Annotated in this window: 13 protein-coding genes and 3 pseudogenes; 6 read left to right on the forward strand and 10 right to left on the reverse strand. The window is 69.2% G+C overall.

Going from position 1 to position 17989, the window contains the following annotated elements; all coding sequences use genetic code 11:
* Positions 1-221: 221 nt before the first annotated feature.
* Positions 222-4040 (forward strand): GH92 family glycosyl hydrolase, encoded by a 3819-nt coding sequence (locus ABD224_RS00435; protein ID WP_344045412.1) that lies wholly within the window; start codon positions 222-224, stop codon positions 4038-4040.
* 241 nt (positions 4041-4281) lie between these two features.
* On the opposite strand, the gene ABD224_RS00440 is transcribed toward ABD224_RS00435, so the two are convergent.
* From ABD224_RS00440 to ABD224_RS00460, 5 genes are all read right to left on the reverse strand, one after another.
* Complete coding sequence (locus tag ABD224_RS00440; protein WP_344045414.1) at positions 4282-4713, reverse strand: PaaI family thioesterase; 432 nt, start codon at positions 4711-4713, stop codon at positions 4282-4284.
* Positions 4714-5169: 456 nt separating this feature from the next.
* The gene (gene acnA / locus ABD224_RS00445; protein ID WP_344045416.1) at positions 5170-7908 is read right to left on the reverse strand and encodes an aconitate hydratase AcnA; all 2739 of its coding nucleotides are present in this window, start codon (positions 7906-7908) and stop codon (positions 5170-5172) included.
* 158 nt (positions 7909-8066) lie between these two features.
* Positions 8067-8972, reverse strand: a complete 906-nt coding sequence (locus ABD224_RS00450) for a helix-turn-helix domain-containing protein (protein WP_344045418.1) — start codon at positions 8970-8972, stop codon at positions 8067-8069.
* A gap of 22 nt (positions 8973-8994) precedes the next feature.
* Complete coding sequence (locus tag ABD224_RS00455) at positions 8995-9804, reverse strand: alpha/beta fold hydrolase (protein ID WP_344045420.1); 810 nt, start codon at positions 9802-9804, stop codon at positions 8995-8997.
* A complete protein-coding gene (locus ABD224_RS00460; RefSeq protein ID WP_344045422.1) occupies positions 9794-10063 on the reverse strand; it encodes a hypothetical protein in 270 nt (89 codons plus the stop codon). Before ABD224_RS00460 ends, ABD224_RS00455 begins: the two co-directional genes overlap by 11 nt.
* Positions 10064-10405: 342 nt before the next feature.
* Here ABD224_RS00460 and ABD224_RS00465 point away from each other — a divergent pair, with 342 nt between their 5' ends.
* The 3 genes and pseudogenes from ABD224_RS00465 to ABD224_RS29405 form a co-directional block, all read left to right on the forward strand.
* Positions 10406-11935, forward strand: coding sequence for a helix-turn-helix domain-containing protein (locus ABD224_RS00465; protein ID WP_344045424.1), 1530 nt, complete (start codon positions 10406-10408; stop codon positions 11933-11935).
* 668 nt (positions 11936-12603) lie between these two features.
* Positions 12604-12906 carry a trypco2 family protein gene (locus ABD224_RS00470; RefSeq protein WP_344045426.1) on the forward strand — a complete coding sequence of 101 codons (303 nt, stop codon included), beginning with the start codon at positions 12604-12606 and terminating at the stop codon, positions 12904-12906.
* A 70-nt stretch (positions 12907-12976) separates the two neighbouring features.
* A pseudogene (locus tag ABD224_RS29405) lies at positions 12977-13486 on the forward strand (trypsin-like peptidase domain-containing protein); the annotation flags it as partial.
* Between the two features lie 160 nt (positions 13487-13646).
* On the opposite strand, the gene ABD224_RS00475 reads toward ABD224_RS29405, so the two are convergent.
* Together ABD224_RS00475 and ABD224_RS00480 are read right to left on the reverse strand one after the other, a co-directional pair.
* Positions 13647-14042 carry a hypothetical protein gene (locus tag ABD224_RS00475; RefSeq protein WP_344045428.1) on the reverse strand — a complete coding sequence of 132 codons (396 nt, stop codon included), beginning with the start codon at positions 14040-14042 and terminating at the stop codon, positions 13647-13649.
* Positions 14043-14091: 49 nt separating this feature from the next.
* Positions 14092-14208, reverse strand: a pseudogene (locus tag ABD224_RS00480) (transcriptional regulator); the annotation flags it as partial.
* On the opposite strand from ABD224_RS00480, the gene ABD224_RS00485 reads away from it, so the two are divergent.
* The gene (locus ABD224_RS00485; protein ID WP_344045430.1) at positions 14159-14299 is read left to right on the forward strand and encodes a hypothetical protein; all 141 of its coding nucleotides are present in this window, start codon (positions 14159-14161) and stop codon (positions 14297-14299) included. The pseudogene ABD224_RS00480 and the gene ABD224_RS00485 overlap by 50 nt on opposite strands.
* 89 nt (positions 14300-14388) lie before the next feature.
* Here the strand turns inward: ABD224_RS00485 and ABD224_RS00490 are convergent.
* The 3 genes and pseudogenes from ABD224_RS00490 to ABD224_RS00500 form a co-directional block, all read right to left on the reverse strand.
* Positions 14389-14538 (reverse strand): annotated as a pseudogene (locus ABD224_RS00490) (helix-turn-helix domain-containing protein); the annotation flags it as partial.
* A 438-nt stretch (positions 14539-14976) separates the two neighbouring features.
* On the reverse strand, positions 14977-15399 hold the full coding sequence (locus ABD224_RS00495) for a hypothetical protein (RefSeq protein ID WP_344045433.1): 423 nt from the start codon (positions 15397-15399) through the stop codon (positions 14977-14979).
* Positions 15400-15726: 327 nt separating this feature from the next.
* Positions 15727-16038 (reverse strand): transposase, encoded by a 312-nt coding sequence (locus tag ABD224_RS00500; RefSeq protein ID WP_344045435.1) that lies wholly within the window; start codon positions 16036-16038, stop codon positions 15727-15729.
* Positions 16039-16519: 481 nt separating this feature from the next.
* Here ABD224_RS00500 and ABD224_RS00505 point away from each other — a divergent pair, with 481 nt between their 5' ends.
* The gene (locus tag ABD224_RS00505; protein WP_344045437.1) at positions 16520-17818 is read left to right on the forward strand and encodes an ATP-grasp domain-containing protein; all 1299 of its coding nucleotides are present in this window, start codon (positions 16520-16522) and stop codon (positions 17816-17818) included.
* The last annotated feature ends 171 nt before the right edge of the window (positions 17819-17989 follow it).

Below are 17989 nucleotides of genomic sequence, written 5' to 3' on the forward strand. Positions count from 1 at the left end.
CAAGATCGAATACAGGGTTCCCCTCAGGTCTTTTCCGAGTTGAGACATCGGCCGGAATATGAACCCTTCATGGCCTCACTGAGCAGAAATATCCACGGCTTTGCACTCGAACTCCATCATCAACACCCTTGACATTGCTGGGCAGTTGACTCCCTACTGGTCTTTGCGCACTGAGTTGACAACGTTGTCCTACGCAGAGGCAGCAGGGAGGGGCATCGCGCATGCAGCGCAGATCACGGCACAGATGGGGTCCGGCGGTCGTCCTTACGACCGCCTTCGTCATGGCGGTCGGCTCACAGGGGGCGGCGGTCGCCCTGCCCGCCGGCCCCCCGGCCGCCGACCGGGAGTTCGCCTCCTCGTTCGAGGCCGGTGAGCCGGCACCCGACTGGCTGAACACGGTCGACACCGCCAAGGACGGCAGCAAGCGCGCCTCGGGCGTGGACGGCGGCTACAGCAGCGGCATACCGGGCAATGTGAACGACCATGTCGTCGACGTCCGGGCCAACGGGGAGAACACGGGCGCCGGGGAGGTGAAGGAGAACCTCGTCGACGGCGAGCCCGGCACCAAGTGGCTGGTCTTCGAGCCCACCGGCTGGGTCGAGTTCGACTTCGACAAGCCGCAGAAAATCGTCCGGTACGCCCTCACCTCGGCCAACGACTTCGACGGACGCGACCCGAAGGACTGGACCCTGAAGGGCTCCACCGACGGCAAGGACTGGAAGACCCTCGACACCCGCTCGGGCGAGAACTTCTCCGAACGGTTCCAGACGAAGACGTACGAGCTGGCCGAGCCGGCCGAGTACCGGCACTTCCGGCTCGACATCACCCGGAACAACGGCGCCTCGAACATCCTCCAGCTGGCCGATGTGCAGTTCTCCACCGGCGACGGCGACGGCCCCGTACCGAAGGACATGCTCTCCCTCGTCGACCGCGGCCCGAGCGGTTCCCCGACCGCCAAGTCGGGTGCCGGCTACACGGGCAAGCGGGCCCTGAGATACGCCGGCCGCCACACGGCCGAGGGCCGGGCGTACTCGTACAACAAGATCTTCGATGTCCATGTCAAGGTCGCCCGTGACACCCGGCTGTCGTACCGCGTCTACCCGTCGATGGCCGACGGCGCCCTCGACTACGCCGCCACCCACGTCGCCGTGGACCTCGCCTTCACCGACGGCACCTACCTCAGCCGCCTGGGCGCCGTCGACCAGCACGGCTTCCCCCTGAGCCCGCAGGGGCAGGGCGCATCCAAGCGGCTGTACGTCAACCAGTGGAACAACGTCGTGTCGCGGATCGGCTCGGTCGCGGCCGGCAAGACGATCGACCGGATCCTCATCGCCTACGACTCCCCCGCCGGCCCGGCGAAGTTCCGCGGCTGGCTGGACGACGTGGTCATCGACCGGGCCGCACCCGAGAAGCCCAAGGCGCACCTGTCGGACTACGTCCTGACCACCCGCGGCACCAACTCCAGCGGCAGCTTCTCGCGCGGCAACACCTTCCCCGCGACCGCCGTCCCGCACGGCTTCAACTTCTGGACGCCGGTGACCAACGCGTCCTCGCTGAGCTGGCTGTACGAGTACGCGCGCGCGAACAACGACGACAACCTGCCGACGATCCAGGCGTTCAGCGCGAGCCACGAACCCAGCCCCTGGATGGGTGACCGGCAGACCTTCCAGGTGATGCCGTCCGCCGCCTCCGGCACCCCGGACACCGGCCGCACCGCCCGCGCCCTGGCCTTCCGTCACGAGAACGAGACCGCACGGCCGTACTACTACGGGGTGCGGTTCGAGAACGGCATCACGGCGGAGATGACGCCGACCGACCACGCGGCCGTCCTGCGCTTCACCTACCCGGGAGAGGACGCGAGCGTCCTGTTCGACAACGTCACCGAGCAGGCGGGCCTGACCCTGGACAAGGAGCGCGGCGTCGTCACCGGCTACTCGGACGTGAAGTCCGGGCTGTCGACGGGGGCGACCCGGCTGTTCGTCTACGGCGTGTTCGACAAGCCGGTGAAGGACGGCTCGTCGAGCGGCGTCAAGGGCTATCTGCGCTTCGACGCCGGCAAGGACCGCACCGTCACCCTGCGGCTGGCCACCTCCCTGATCAGCGTCGACCAGGCGAAGGACAACCTGCGTCAGGAGATCCCGGACGGCACCTCCTTCGAGACCGTCAGGAAGCGCGCCCAGCGCGCCTGGGACGAGGTGCTCGGCAGGGTCGAGGTCGAGGGCGCCACGCCGGACCAGCTGACCACGCTCTACTCCAGCCTGTACCGGCTGTACCTGTACCCCAACTCGGGCTTCGAGAAGGTGGACGGGAAGTACCGGTACGCCTCCCCGTTCTCGCCGATGCGCGGCGAGGACACCCCGACGCACACCGGCGCGAAGATCGTCGACGGCAAGGTGTACGTCAACAACGGCTTCTGGGACACCTACCGCACCACCTGGCCGGCGTACTCCCTGCTGACGCCGAAGCAGGCGGGCGAGATGGTGGACGGCTTCGTGCAGCAGTACAAGGACGGCGGCTGGACCTCCCGCTGGTCCTCCCCCGGCTACGCCGACCTGATGACGGGCACCTCCTCGGACGTGGCCTTCGCGGACGCCTACCTCAAGGGCGTGCCGATGGACGCGAAGGCGGCGTACGAGGCCGCGCTGAAGAACGCGACGGTCGTGCCCCCGTCCTCGGGCGTGGGCCGCAAGGGCATGGCCACCTCCCCCTTCCTCGGCTACACCAGCACGGCCACGCACGAGGGCCTGTCCTGGGCGATGGAGGGCTACATCAACGACTACGGCATCGCGAGGATGGCCGAGGCCCTCCACAGGAAGACGGGCCAGAAGCGCTACAAGGAGGAGGCGGAGTACTTCCTCGACCGGGCCCGGGACTATGTGAACCTCTTCGACGCGAAGGCCGGCTTCTTCCAGGGCCGTGACGCCAAGGGCAACTGGCGTGTGGACTCCGCGAAGTACGACCCGCGCGTCTGGGGCCACGACTACACGGAGACCAACGGCTGGGGCTACGCCTTCACCGTCCCGCAGGACAGCCGGGGCCTGGCGAACCTGTACGGCGGCCGGAAGGGCCTCGCGGACAAGCTCGACACCTACTTCGCCACGCCGGAGACGGCCTCCCCGGAGTTCGTCGGCTCCTACGGCGGTGTCATCCACGAGATGACCGAGGCGCGGGACGTGCGGATGGGCCAGTACGGCCACTCCAACCAGGTCGCGCACCATGTGCTCTACATGTACGCCGCGGCCGGACAGCCCTGGAAGGCGCAGGCGAAGATCCGTGAGGTGCTCTCCCGGCTCTACGTCGGCAGCGAGATCGGCCAGGGCTACCACGGCGACGAGGACAACGGCGAGCAGTCGGCCTGGTACCTCTTCTCCGCGCTCGGCTTCTACCCGCTGGTGATGGGCAGCGGCGAGTACACCATCGGCTCCCCGCTGTTCACCAAGGCGACGATCCACCTGGACAACGGCCGGGACCTCGTCGTCAAGGCGCCGGAAAACAGCGCGAAGAACGTCTATGTGCAGGGGGTGCGGTTCAACGGCAAGCCGTGGAACTCCACGTCCCTCCCCCACTCCCTCCTCGCCAAGGGCGGGGTGCTGCACTTCGACATGGGTCCGCGGCCGTCGTCGTGGGGCACGGGCAAAAACGCCGCGCCCGTGTCGATCACGACCGACGACCAGGTGCCGGCCCCGCGGGCGGACGTGCTGAAGGGTGACGGCGCGCTGTTCGACGACACCTCGTCGACGGACGCGACCGTGACGACGGTGGACCTGCCGGTGGCCGAGGCCACCACGGCGGTCCAGTACACCCTGACCTCGTCCACCGACCGCACCAGGGCCCCGGCCGGCTGGAGGCTGGAGGCCTCCGCCGACGGCAGCACCTGGAAGACGGTGGACCGGCGCTCCGGCGAGTCCTTCGCCTGGGACCGGCAGACCCGCCCCTTCACCATCGCCTCGCCGGGCACGTACCAGAAGTACCGCCTGGTCCTGGACGGTGCCTCGACCCTGGCGGAGGTGGAGCTGCTGGCGTCGCCCGCCCGCCGCTGAGGCGACGGCACGGCATCACGCCGTGTCCCGCCGTGCCGCCCCGCCTCCCGGGCGCGGGCGTGAGGCCGGGAGCCCGCCCCCGGCTCCCGGCCTCACGCGAGCAGGGGTGCCTCTGCCGGTCCGCGCGTCCGGTCCGCCCCGCCGAGGCGCCCGCACCGGGCACAACCGCCGGTGGTGCACGCCTGATCGGCGTGCACCACCGGCGTGCTCTGTGCGGGAGGGCGTTCGGCCTCTCCCGGCGTCAGGTCTCCCGCGGGGGTTCCGGGAGCGCGATGGTGCCCTGCGCCACGGCGCACAGGGTCTCCACCCCGTCGTCGTCCACGGCCGACAGGTCGCAGCGGCACACGACCCGGGAACGGCCGGCCCGCACGACCCGCGCACGGGCCCGCAGCAGCGCGCCCTCGGCGGGGCGCAGATAGTCGATGGTGAACCCGGCGGTGAGCAGCCGGGCACCGGCGACCGTGCCCGCGGCGAAGGTCAGCGCGTTGTCCGCCGCGTAGGCGAGCACGCCGCCGTGCAGAAAGCCGTTCTGCTGCCGCAGGTCGTCGCGGATGTCCAGCTCCAGCGTCGCCTCGCCCTCCTCGAAGGTCACCAGGCGGGCGCCGAGCAGTTTGCTGAAGGGCTGGGCCGCCAGCACCTTCCGGGCAAGGGCCAGGTCAGGAACGTCCGTCACACCCCACCTCGTTCTCCAGGGTCGTTCTCCGGGCCGACAGGTTCCGTGGCGTACCGCGGGTGCCACGGCATGTCGCCCTACGATCCCCCGACTGCCCTCGCCGAGTACACAGGAGCCGGCTCATCGGGACGGTGACGGCTTCGCCGGGACGGAGGCAGGCCGGACGTGATGGGAGGGCGGGCAGAACCAGGGGCAGGGCCGGGCGGAAACCTGGTGCGTCCGCCGGGGCCGTGCGATTGTCACAGACATGACATCTCGGCTCCCGTGCTGCCGCTCGCGGGCGGACGGGGCGGGAGCAGCTCGCATCCGGTGTGTTCCGGTCCACCGATTGGGAGCGCTCCCACCTCGTCTGACAGTGAAAATTAGCGCGGACGGCGACGGCTGTAAACCATCTCCGAAAAGCGGAGGGCCGCACCCCCGTCGCCGGGGATGCGGCCCCACCGCCTGGACGATCCGTTACTTGCGGATCAGGCTGCGCAGCACGTACTGCATGATGCCGCCGTTGCGGTAGTAGTCGGCCTCACCAGGGGTGTCGATGCGGACGACCGCGTCGAACTCGACACCGGTGTCGGTGGTGACCTTCACCGTGCGCGGCGTACGGCCCTCGTTGAGCTCGGTGATGCCGGTGATGGAGAAGGTCTCCTCGCCGGTCAGGCCGAGGCTCTCGGCGGACTGGCCCTCCGGGAACTGCAGCGGCAGCACGCCCATGCCGATGAGGTTCGAGCGGTGGATGCGCTCGTAGGACTCGGCGATGACGGCCTTGACGCCGAGCAGCGCGGTGCCCTTCGCCGCCCAGTCGCGGGACGAGCCGGAGCCGTACTCCTTGCCCGCCAGGACGACCAGCGGGATGCCCCGCTCGATGTAGTTGCGCGAGGCGTCGTAGATGAAGGTGACCGGGCCGCCCTCCTGCGTGAAGTCACGGGTGTAGCCGCCCTCGGTGCCCGGCGCGATCTGGTTGCGCAGGCGGATGTTGGCGAACGTGCCGCGGATCATCACCTCGTGGTTGCCGCGGCGGGAACCGTAGGAGTTGAAGTCGCGGCGCTCGACGCCGTGCTCGAGGAGGTACTTGCCCGCCGGGGTGTCGGCCTTGATGGCACCGGCCGGGGAGATGTGGTCGGTGGTGACCGAGTCGCCCAGCTTGGCGAGGACCCGGGCGCCGGTGATGTCCTCGACCGGCTCCGGCTCCAGGCTCATGCCCTCGAAGTACGGGGGCTTGCGGACGTAGGTGGACTCCGGGTCCCACTCGAAGGTGTCGCCGGTCGGGACGGGCAGGGCCTGCCACTGGGCGTCGCCGGCGAAGACGTCGGAGTAGCTCTGGCCGAACATCTCCTGGCCGATCGCGGAGGACACGACCTCCTGGATCTCCTGCTCGGAGGGCCAGATGTCCTTCAGGTAGACGGGGTTGCCGTCCTTGTCGTGGCCCAGCGGCTCGGTGGTGATGTCCACCTTCATCGAGCCGGCGATGGCGTAGGCGACGACCAGCGGCGGGGACGCCAGGTAGTTCATCTTGACGTCGGGGTTGATCCGGCCCTCGAAGTTGCGGTTGCCGGACAGCACCGAGACGACGGCGAGGTCGTTGTCGTTGACGGCCTGGGAGACCTCCTCCGGCAGCGGGCCGGAGTTGCCGATGCAGGTGGTGCAGCCGTAGCCGACGAGGTTGAAGCCCAGCTTGTCGAGGTACGGGGTGAGGCCGGCCCGGTCGTAGTAGTCCATGACGACCTTGGAGCCCGGGGCGAGGGTGGTCTTGACCCACGGCTTGCGGGTCAGGCCCTTCTCCACGGCCTTCTTCGCCACGAGCGCGGCGCCGACCATGACGTACGGGTTGGAGGTGTTGGTGCAGGAGGTGATCGCGGCCACGACGACGGCGCCGTGGTCGAGCTCGTACTCCGTCCCGTCGGGGGCCTTGACCGGCACCTTGCAGGTCGGGACGCCGTTGGAGATGGCCGGGGCGTCGGAGGCCGGGAAGGACTCCTTGCTGGCCTCGTCGACGTCGCCGGCGTCCTTGACGTAGGCACGCACGTCCTGGCTGAACTGCGCCTTGGCGTCGGCCAGGACGATACGGTCCTGCGGACGCTTGGGGCCGGCGATCGAGGGCACGACGGTGGACAGGTCCAGCTCGAGCTTCTCGGAGAAGTCCGGCTCGAAGTCCGGGTCGAGCCACAGACCCTGCTCCTTGGCGTACGCCTCGACGAGCGCGATCTGCTTCTCGGAACGGCCGGTCAGCCGCAGGTAGTTGATGGTCTCCTCGTCGATCGGGAAGATCGCCGCGGTGGAGCCGAACTCCGGCGACATGTTGCCGATCGTGGCGCGGTTGGCCAGCGGCACGGAGGAGACGCCCGCGCCGTAGAACTCGACGAACTTGCCGACCACACCGTGCTTGCGCAGCATCTCGGTGATGGTCAGCACCAGGTCGGTGGCGGTGGTGCCGGTGGGCAGCTCACCGGTGAGCTTGAAGCCGACGACCCGCGGGATGAGCATGGAGACCGGCTGGCCGAGCATGGCGGCCTCGGCCTCGATGCCGCCGACGCCCCAGCCGAGGACGCCGAGGCCGTTGACCATGGTGGTGTGCGAGTCGGTACCGACCAGGGTGTCCGGGTACGCCTTGCCGTCACGGACCATGACGACACGGGCCAGGTACTCGATGTTGACCTGGTGGACGATACCGGTGCCGGGCGGGACGACCTTGAACTCGTCGAACGCGGTCTGGCCCCAGCGCAGGAACTGGTAACGCTCCTTGTTGCGGCCGTACTCCAGCTCGACGTTCTGCTTGAAGGCGTCCGGGGTGCCGAACTTGTCGGCGATGACGGAGTGGTCGATGACCAGCTCGGCCGGGGCCAGCGGGTTGATCTTCGCCGGGTCGCCGCCGAGCTCCTTGACGGCCTCGCGCATGGTGGCGAGGTCCACGACGCAGGGCACACCGGTGAAGTCCTGCATGATCACGCGGGCGGGCGTGAACTGGATCTCCTGCGACGGCTGGGCCTTCGCGTCCCAGTTGCCGAGGGCACGGATGTGGTCGGCGGTGATGTTCGCGCCGTCCTCGGTACGGAGCAGGTTCTCCAGCAGCACCTTCAGGCTGTAAGGCAGTCGGGCCGAGCCCTCGACCTTGTCGATCCGGAAGATCTCGTACGACTCGTCGCCCACCTGCAGCGTGCTGCGGGCGTCGAAGCTGTTCGCCGACACGACAGTCTCCTTCATTGATGTGCGCGTACCACCGTGAATCGTGCCGCCACGCCTGCTTGGCCGTTCCGGTAAGGGTGGACTAAGTTAGGCTTGCCTTACTGGAGTGGCGACTCCGGTGCACCTCGGCAGATATCTCGATGTCGAGATAACTCTAGTACACGGGCGGCGGATGGTCATGCCCCGACCCGGTGCGAGTGATCTCTCGCAGAGAAAGTCGAGCACGGCCTCGGGAGTCCGGCGAGCGAAGCCGGCCATGCGACGTCGTCGATGGCGAGCCACGGCGCACGGGCCACAGCGGTGGGTGTCGCCCCGGTGAACGCCTTGACCTCGCGGTGGAGGTGGGACTGGTCGGTGTAGCCGCTCACCGCCGCGACCCGGGCGGCGGGCTCGCCGGCCGCGAGAAGGCGGGCCGCGTGGTCGAAGCGCACCAGCTGGGCGGCGCGCTTGGGAGTGAGCCCGATCCGGGAGCGGAAGCGGGACCACAGGCGCTTGCGGCTCCATCCCACCTCGTCCGCCAGGCCGTCGACCCGCACCTGCCCCCGGCCGGCGCGTATCCGCGACCAGGCGGCGGCGATCTCCGGATCGAGCGGCGGGGCGGCCTCCAGGCGCCGGCACAGGATGTCCGCCGCGATCGCGAACCGTTCGTCCCACGAGGTGGCGGCGCACAGCCTGTCCTCGGTCCGCCCGGCGTCACGGCCCCAGACAGCGTCCAGCGGGACCACCTCCCCGACGAGCTCGTCCGCCGCCCCGAGCACCGCGGCCGCCACGACCGGCGACAACCGGATCTGCAGGCACTGCCCCGCCTCGGTCGTCCGGCTGCCGATCCGCAGGTCGCCCGGGAGCAGCCCGACGACCGCGCTGCCGCGTTCACGCCGGCCGTGGGCGTCGTAGACGAGGCCCTCTCCCCCGTTCAGGTCCACGAGCAGGGTGACCGACGGGTGCGCGACCATCGCGATGTCCAAGGGTGCCGGGACGCGCTGGCCGAACCCGGCCATGGCGATCCCGGGCAGCCGCTCCGACGGCTGCGGGATCGCGACCTCCACCAACGTCCAGTCAGGCGGTGACTCCGTGCTCAGCACAGCACCAGGGTAGGGACCGGTGTCACCTGCCCGCAGCCGTGAACTCCAGCAGCAGCCTGCCGGTCGTCTCCGGTGCTTCGAGCATGGGGAGGTGTCCGACGTCGGGCAGGTGCTCGACGCGCGCTTTCGGCACCGCCTCGTACCGGTGCGCCGAGGACGGATCCCAGCGAGGGTCGCCGGCGCCGAAGATCACCAGGACCGGGACGTCCAGGGCGGTGAGGCGCTCGGGCAGGCTCCGCTCGGCGATGTACGCGGTGTTGCGGCACAGCACCGTCCTGAACGTGCGGTAGCCGATGGCACGGGCCTCGGCGACCAGGTCGTCCGGGACGTTCACCGGGCGGGTGCACACCGCGGTCACGCCCCTGCGGAGCATGGCGTCCGAGCGGATCCGCCACAGGAGCGGGCCCAGCGGCGGGGCCGTCAGCACTCGCAGGGCGGCGGGCTGCGAAAGGAGCGCGTCGGGGCTCGGGCCGCTGCTGATCAGCGCGAGCGAACCGACCAGGTCGGGGCGTCGTTCGGCGAGCGCGGTGGCGATGTAGCCGCCGCTGGAGTGCCCGACCGCGGTGACGGGGCCGAGGCCGAGGTCGTCGAGCACCGCGGCCAGGCGGCCCGCCTGCTCGGGCACGTCGTACGACGGCGCGGGCGAGGACCGTCCGTGCCCCGGCAGGTCGATCCGGACGACGTGGTGCCGACCGGCGAGGGCCGGCACCACCGGGTGCCAGGAGGCGCCCGAGAATCCCGATCCGTGGATGAGCACCAGCGGCGGCGCCTGGCGCGGGCCGTCGCGGACCACATGCATCCCGTGCAGACGCGTGACGTCGTCATGTCCCATGCACGGGACGATGCCTGCACCGGACGCCGCGTGTCTTGTACGAATGTCGCCGGGACGCCGGTGCCCCGGTCGGCCACCAGTCGAGCTCGGCGCTCATCTCGGCCGGGGCCAGGGCCTCGGCATGGCCGTGGTCGCCGCAGAGGGACTGCCGCCGGCGGGCGAACACCCGCGCGGTGCGGTCCACCGACTCGCCCTCCCGGACGGCGAAGTCCACCCGCACCCGGGCGAGCGTGCGGGCACCGCCCTCGGTCGTGCACACGCTGGCGCTGCGCACATGCCCGGCGCGGCGCGGCCGTCGGCCCGCCCGGTGCCGCACGAGGTCAGCGCACAGCGGCAGACGAGGGCCGCGACGACGCCGAGCCGCCGCATGGGAGTGGTCATGGATGTCCCCCTTGCGAAGGGTCAGAGGGGGAATGACCGGTCCGGGGTTCCATGAGGCGCATCCTCGCCACACAAGATCATGACATCAGGAGATTTGCCCGTATTTGTTGACCAGCCCGGGTGTTCGCACTGTGCACCACCCTTGACATGACGTCATCAATGTCACCCGAATGGACCCCCTCAAGAAGCGCCATCTCATATCTGAGATAACCTCAGCCTCATGGCAGACGACTACCTCGTACGCATCGGCAAGCTCATCCGCGACGCCCGGCAACACCGAGGCTGGACGCAGGCGCAGTTGGCCGAGGCGCTCGGCACCAGCCAGAGCGCGGTCAATCGCATCGAGCGCGGCAACCAGAACATCAGCCTTGAGATGATTGCCCGCATCGGGGAAGCCCTGGACAGTGAGATCGTGTCACTGGGCTACGCGGGCCCGATGCACCTGCGCGTGGTGGGAGGGCGCCGTCTGTCGGGCGCCATCGACGTGAAGACGAGCAAGAACGCGTGCGTGGCCCTGCTGTGCGCGTCACTGCTCAACCAGGGGCGCACGGTCCTGCGGCGCGTGGCCAGGATCGAGGAGGTGTACCGCCTCCTGGAGGTGCTGAACTCCATCGGTGTACGCACCCGCTGGATCAACGACGGCACCGACCTGGAGATCGTGCCGCCGGCCGAGCTGAACATGGACGCGATCGACGCCGAGGCCGCGGTGCGCACCCGGTCCATCATCATGTTCTTCGGGCCGCTGCTGCACCGCATGGACCACTTCAAACTGCCGTACGCGGGCGGCTGCGACCTCGGCACGCGCACCATCGAGCCGCACATGATCGCGCTGCGCCGGTTCGGGCTGGACATCACCGCCACCGAGGGCCAGTACCACGCCGTGGTGGACCGCTCCGTCCGTCCGAACCGCCCGATCGTCCTGACCGAGCGCGGCGACACCGTGACCGAGAACGCGCTGCTGGCCGCCGCCCGCCACGACGGCGTGACCGTCATCCGCAACGCCTCCTCCAACTACATGGTCCAGGACCTGTGCTTCTTCCTGGAGGCGCTGGGCGTGCGGATCGAGGGCATCGGCACCACCACGCTCACCGTGCACGGCGTGCCGGTCATCGACACCGACGTGGACTACTCCCCCTCCGAGGACCCGGTGGAGGCGATGAGCCTGCTGGCCGCCGCGGTGGTCACCGAGTCCGAGCTGACGGTGCGCCGGGTGCCGATCGAGTTCCTGGAGATCGAGCTGGCGGTCCTGGAGGAGATGGGTCTCGACCACGACCGCTCGGCCGAATACGTCGCCGACAACGGCCGCACCCGCCTGGTGGACCTCACCGTGCGCCCCTCCAAGCTGGAGGCGCCGATCGACAAGATCCACCCGATGCCGTTCCCCGGCCTGAACATCGACAACGTCCCCTTCTTCGCGGCGATCGCGGCCTCCGCGCAGGGCAAGACGCTGATCCACGACTGGGTGTACGACAACCGCGCGATCTATCTGACGGACCTCAACCGTCTGGGCGGCCGTCTGCAACTCCTCGACCCGCACCGGGTGCTGGTCGAGGGCCCCACCCGCTGGCGCGCCGCCGAGATGATGTGCCCGCCGGCCCTGCGCCCCGCCGTCGTCGTCCTGCTGGCCATGATGGCCGCCGAGGGCACGTCGGTGCTGCGCAACGTGTACGTCATCAACCGGGGTTACGAGGATCTCGCCGCGCGGCTGAACTCGATCGGGGCGCAGATCGAGATCTTCCGGGACATCTGACCGACGGCTGCCGCCGCGCTCTCTGCGACCCGCACGCATGCGGGTCCGAAAGGGGTGCGGCGGCGTCTTCGGGACTTCTCCGGGACTGCGGGCCGGGACCGGGCTGTTCTCCATCGTCGGGGAGCCACCCGAAGACGGCATCCAGGGCGGCGCAGCCGGCTGCACGGACCTGGTACGGCGCTCCGTCCGCCGTGGACGATGAAGGGCCGCTCCGGTGACGACGACCGCACGCCGATCGGCGCTCGGCCACGCCCGGCTGCGTCCGTCCAGGCCCTGCGCCGCCCACGTGCGCGGCGTGTCGCCCGCACAGCATGCCCTGAGGTCCCCGCACCTGCTGATCTCCCTCGCGGCTCGATTCCGACGGGAGCCCTCAGAGGGCCGAGGGGCTTGGGCCATTGGCCTCCGCCGCAGTGAATGCCGGATGCACTGCGGTACGCCGGGCGAAACAAGCACAGACACCGCCCGGCACCCGGCCGGCAGAAACCCCGGGCTTCCCCCGCCGGGCAGGCGTGTTTGCTGGTCCCGGCCTTCGGGGAGACCGGGACCGGATACGGTTCGACGGATACGGTTCGAACCGAAGCGGGGTGGGGCACGCCCGGCCGCGCCCGCTTCCGCAGTCCGGACGTCAAGGTCAGTCATCAGGGGGATGCCGACGTGCCGCAGGAGCCATGGGCCGAACTGGGGGGGGGGAGACCATCAGCGCGATGCGTGCCGAGCTGCAGAGCGCCGTGGAAGCGGGCAAGGAGGAGTCCCTGAAATTCAGGGCCGGTCCGGTGGAGCTCGAGTTCAGCGTGGAGGTCAGGAAGGACGCCGGAGCCAAGGCCAGGGTCTTCGTTCTTCCCTGGACGGCCGAGGCCCATGGTGCGGCAAACGTGGGCCGGACCCACCGGATCAAGCTCACCCTGCAGCCGGTCGACGGCAACGACGACGATCTGAGAATCTCCGCCGACTCCCCGCGGCGTCCGAAATAGCCCGGACGGTCCGCGCGGAGAACAACTCGTCGGGTGACCAGCAGGACGGGGCATGGACCACGCACGGGTCATGGAGATCTGGAATCCGGTCCTCGGGAAGTCGGGCAGCGGATACCTGATCGGTGACGACGTGGTGCTCACCGCGCACCACGTCGTGGACGGGGTCCGGATGGGCGGTGGTGTGGAGGTCCGGCAACTGGACCCGGAGGGCCGCACGGACTGGACGGCCGCCGAACTGGTGTGGCTGCCGGACGTGGCGGCCTCCGAGGTGTCGCCGGACGCGGACGGCGCGCTGCTGCGGATCACCGGGCCGCACTGGCGGCCGCCGATGACCTCGCCGGTGCGGTTCGGGCGCATCGTGGGCGAGGAACGCGTGCCCTGCCTCGGCCTTGGGTTCCCCGACGCGGTCATACGTCCCGACCGCGCACGGGACACCATGCCGATACGTGGCCATGTGGACCCGTTGCACGGCATGAAGTCGCGAACGGCCACGGTGCATGTCGACGTGGGTGTCGTGCCGGGCCGGTCGGGATGGAGCGGCAGCTCGGGGGCCGGGCTGCTGTGCGGGCCGTACCTGATCGCGGTCGTGACGAGGGAGAAGGGTTTCGCGCCCGGTGTGCTGGAGGCCGTCCCTGTCGGCGTCCTCGCCGAACTGCCGGGATTCGAGCAGACCTTGCGTGCCCATGGTGTCCGCTTCGTCATCGAGGACGTCGACGGGACGTCTCCGGAGCCCGACGAGCTCACCGGGCGGGCTCGTCCCTGTCCATGTCCTGGTTCATGTCCTGATTCATGTCCTGATTCATGTCCTGATTCATGTCCTGGTAGTAGGAGTGCAGAACCGTCGCCGTGCGTGCGTCGGCGGGATAGAACGTCTCAATGGTCAGTTCGGCCAAGGTGATGTCGGCGGGTGCCGCGAACACGGTCAGGGCGCTGAAGAGACTGAGCTCGCTTCCCAGCACCTTGATGCGCAGGGGAGTCACGATCTGCCGGCCGTCCGCGTGTTCCGGATCGGTGCTCCGTTCCGGGCCGGCCGTGCCCTGGGGATACCGGTAGGCGCTGACCTCGTCGTAAAGGGACACCAGGCACTCGTTGTTGGTGAACGCGGCGTCCCGGCGCAGCCTGCCGAGCAGATGCATGCGCCATTCGGCGAAGTTGAGGATTCTGGGGGGCCAGCCCCTCCGGGTGCAGGGCCAGCCGCATGACGTTGACCGGCGGCCTCAGCAACTCCGCGGAAACGCCGTCCAGGAGCGCCATGGCGGACCTGTTGGCCCGTCGCAGGTTCATGGCCGAGTCGAAGATCACAGCGGGGTACGGGTCGTGCCCCGCCAGCAGGCGGTTGATGGCCTCGCCGACCCGGGCCATCTGCGTCTCACTGATGGGCGTCTCCTCGTAGACAGGCGCGTAACCCGCGGCCATCAGCAGGGAGTTGCGCTGACGCAGGGGTACGTCGAGCTGCTCGGCGAGCCGGAGCACGAGTTCCCGGCTGGGCACCGCGCGCCCTGTCTCGATGAAGCTGAGATGGCGGCTGGACGTGTCTGCCTGAAGTGCGAGCGCAAGTTGACTCAGGTTGCGCCTCTTACGCCACTCCCGGAGCATCGGGCCGATTCCCTGAGGTCTCGTCTGCCTGCGCATTTGCTCATACTAGGCCGTCCGGTGATCCGCAGCCGGAAACCGAGCGGGAAGGCGCCCGCGACATGGCTGAAACGCCGCGCTCCGCGTACCCGGATCTCACCATTCCAGGACGGCTGGAAATGCCTTCGGGGTTTGGACGGGCCCAGTCCGTTCGAAGGGACGACGACGCGATACAGCGCCCGACGACCAGGTCGGTTCCGTGCCAGGAAGACATCAGCCCGCACTGCCGGAATCGAGCTCGAGCACGTCGCACGCCCCTGGCTGCGCCGACTGTGTCCGCGGCCCCTCTCCTCCTTCCAAGGACGCTGAATCCCTGAAGGAAGACCCGACCCGTGGGGGACACTGCGCTTCGGCCGAGGCCGGCGCGCCGCCCGGCACGACGGCGCTCCGGTTCCTCGCGTGGGATGACGCGCTGTGCCCCTGACCGCGGGGCAGAGGTCACATACGGCGCAGACCCACGTACTGAACGGTCGCCATGGCGCCCACGACCAGGCCCTGCAGCACGATCCATGCCGTGCCGACAGCCGTGCTGCTCAGTGCGTCGGTGACGGCCGTCAGGATGCTGGCCACGGTCCACAGGGCGTTCAGGGTGATCACGACGCCGACGGCGCCACGGCTGATGCGCTCCTGTCTGAGGACGAACAGGATCCACAGCGCGTACACCGTGAGGAACGCGCCGATGGGGTACTGCACCGAACGCTCCACCCCCAGGACCGGGTCCAGGACGGTGGCCAGTGCGAGATAGCCGAGGCCGTTGACGCCGGTGAGAACCACGTCGACCGCCAGGGCCAGGCGCAGCAATCCGTCAGGGCGGGCGCTGTTCCTCACCGGTGCGGTGTCCGCGGTCCGGGGTGACGTCATGGTGCCTTCCTTTCGTTGTACGCATGCCGTTGTCCAGGGCGTGCGCTGAGCGGATGCGAAGAGACGGGAGCGGCCCGCCGGTACGTGTGCCGGGAGTCGAGGACGGCCCGGGTCGCGGCATCCGCGGGCAGAAACGACTCCAGGGCGATTCGGTCGAGCGCGCCGCGGTCGGGGCGGGGCGAGGGACTGCCGGACCGTGCCGGACGGGTCGACGCCCTCGAAACCCCCGTCATCGATGCATCGGCGTCCTTTCAACCGAATAACCCCCGCTCGCGAGAAGCACTGTCCGGCTCCGCGACCGTAACGACGAGTCTGAAGGCCCCTCAATTACCTGCCAGGTAATGGAGAGCTGAAGGAGACCGCGGTCCGGCAGTGGGTTTCGGTCACCATCGGTGCAGCCGTTCGCCCGTAAGGTCCTCTGTCGCGCCTGCCAGGACGAGGCCCGGTTCTTCCGCGGTGACGTCCCGGTGGACGAAGCCCGGGGCGGCCGGGCCTGCTCCGGGCGGGCGGCCTCCTCCCGGTCAGGGCCGGCACACAGGACAGTCCCCGTTCCTCAGGGCCGAGCCGGAAAGGGGCGCCGGCGCCGTAGCCGGCATCGGCGACCACCCCCGGAGCCGTTCCACCTCCCCCCGGCCTCATGCCAGGACGATGCCCACCACCAGCAGAGAGCACCCAAGACAACGAAGCACTACTGGCCGGCGCGACTGGATTCAACGGCCAAAGGAGCGGGATTCCATGACCAATCGGCGTTGAACAACATCGCGTCACTCCCGCCCCCGGTCAACGGATGATGGCCGAAAGACATCGGGATCTTGTTACCCCCTCCTGCGTACACTCCACGCGGACAGGGACCAATCACACACGTCTCACAAGAGATGAAGAGGCACAATCCTTCACTACGTCATCAAACGGAGCCGGAAGCGGAAGGGAACACCGTCGACGAAAGGTTGCGGAACCTTGTCTGCAAGACGAATACCGGCCTCCACGGAATCTTCATCTCCGCAGGCAGGAGCCCTGGGCGAGCCTGGCCGCCCGCCGATCCTCGCGGAATCTCCGAATGGGTGGCTACGGTTGTGCTAGCCTCACCAACAGCTCGAAGGAGAGCGATCAGAAACGGGGGATGATCGTGCCACGGGGGCGTGTACTCGTTATCGGGGACAGCATTCGATTAGTTTCCAAAGCGAAATCAGCCGGCGTAGACGTCGTCTATATGCAGAAGCCGTCGCAATTCGATCCGGCGTTGATTCCGTACTGCCGGCAGCTCGTTCTGGTGGATTACCAGCATGTGCCCAGTGCTGTCGCGATGGCCACCGCGCTGCATCGGATCGCACCGATCACGAGGATCGTCACACAGACCGAGGCGGCACAGCTGGTGGCCGGTCATCTGACCGACGTCCTGGGGATTCCCGGCACCTCGGAACGCTGTGCCCGGCTGCTGCACGACAAGTCCGCGATGCGGGCCCTGTTGAACGAGAAGGGCATCGGGGCCGTTCCCTACGCGGTCAATCCCACCCAGGAGCAGCTCCGCGCATTCGTCGCCGCGCACGGGGCGTCCATCGTCAAACCGACCAAGGGCTCGGGCAGCCTCGGAGTGCGCCGGATCGAGTCGGTCGAGAACGTCGACGAGGTATGGGCCTGGTGTCAGTCGTTCGAGCTCGGTGAGTTCCAGGTCGAGAAGCTTCTGGTCGGCCCCGAGCTGAGCGTGGAGGCTTTCTCCGAGTCGGGCCGGCACACGATCATCGCGGTGACCGCCAAGGACACCGGGGGCGGCACCGTGGAACTCGGACACGTCATCCCGGCACCCTTGACGGAGGAGCAGTTCGACCGGATCCGCGAGGTGACGGTACGGCTGCTCGACGCGGTCGGCCTCGAGGACGGCCCGTCGCACACGGAGATCATCCTCACCGCCGAGGGACCGCGGATCGTCGAGTCGCACACCCGCCGCGGAGGCGACCGGATCAACGATCTCGTCAGGATGGTGTACGGGGTCGACATGGAGGAGGCCGCCTATCGCCTCGTCGGCGAGGGCGCCCCGCTCGACGGTCATCTGCATCCCGCCCGCGGCGCGGCCGCCATCCGTTTCCTGACCGCGGCCCCGGGGGTCGTCACCTCCGTCACCGGCGTGGACAAGGCGCAGGCCGTCGACGGAGTGGTCGAGGTGTCGGTGAGTGTGGAGGCGGGTTCGGTGGTGCCCGAGCTCCGCTGGTCGGACGACCGCTGCGGGCATGTCATCGTCCACGCCGACGACGCCGACACGGCCGCCCGGCTGGCCCGCACGGCCGCCGACCACGTCTCGATCAGCACTGAGCCCGTCACGGACGACTGTTCGGGTGCGCACACGGCGCCGGACACCCTGAGTTCGGTCCTGCGCCCGTACGACGAGGTGTTCGACCCGTTCCACGAGACGACCGCTTCCTAGCCGCGGTCCGGGTCCGGTCCGCCCTGCCGGGCCCACGGCATCAGTCCCCTGTCGTCGCAAGAACCGGAAAACCCGGGCTCGTCGGCGTGCCGGGACACGGACAGCGACGCCCCACCCGGCCTACCGGACAGGGCACGGCCCAAAGCCGTGTCCGGAGCATCCGGGTGCCCC

The organism is Streptomyces thermoalcalitolerans, assembly GCF_039525155.1.
Lineage (GTDB): Bacteria > Actinomycetota > Actinomycetes > Streptomycetales > Streptomycetaceae > Streptomyces > Streptomyces thermovulgaris.

Coding starts and splice junctions, on each gene's coding strand:
- ABD224_RS00485 (WP_344045430.1), top strand. CDS start 14,159: ATGGCGGACCTGTTGGCCCGTCGCAGGTTCATGGCCGAGTCGAAGATC.
- ABD224_RS00455 (WP_344045420.1), bottom strand. CDS start 9,804: ATGGGACATGACGACGTCACGCGTCTGCACGGGATGCATGTGGTCCGC.
- acnA (WP_344045416.1), bottom strand. CDS start 7,908: ATGAAGGAGACTGTCGTGTCGGCGAACAGCTTCGACGCCCGCAGCACG.
- ABD224_RS00495 (WP_344045433.1), bottom strand. CDS start 15,399: ATGACGTCACCCCGGACCGCGGACACCGCACCGGTGAGGAACAGCGCC.
- ABD224_RS00470 (WP_344045426.1), top strand. CDS start 12,604: ATGGGCCGAACTGGGGGGGGGGAGACCATCAGCGCGATGCGTGCCGAG.
- ABD224_RS00435 (WP_344045412.1), top strand. CDS start 222: ATGCAGCGCAGATCACGGCACAGATGGGGTCCGGCGGTCGTCCTTACG.
- ABD224_RS00465 (WP_344045424.1), top strand. CDS start 10,406: ATGGCAGACGACTACCTCGTACGCATCGGCAAGCTCATCCGCGACGCC.
- ABD224_RS00500 (WP_344045435.1), bottom strand. CDS start 16,038: ATGAGGCCGGGGGGAGGTGGAACGGCTCCGGGGGTGGTCGCCGATGCC.
- ABD224_RS00475 (WP_344045428.1), bottom strand. CDS start 14,042: ATGCATCTGCTCGGCAGGCTGCGCCGGGACGCCGCGTTCACCAACAAC.
- ABD224_RS00505 (WP_344045437.1), top strand. CDS start 16,520: ATGATCGTGCCACGGGGGCGTGTACTCGTTATCGGGGACAGCATTCGA.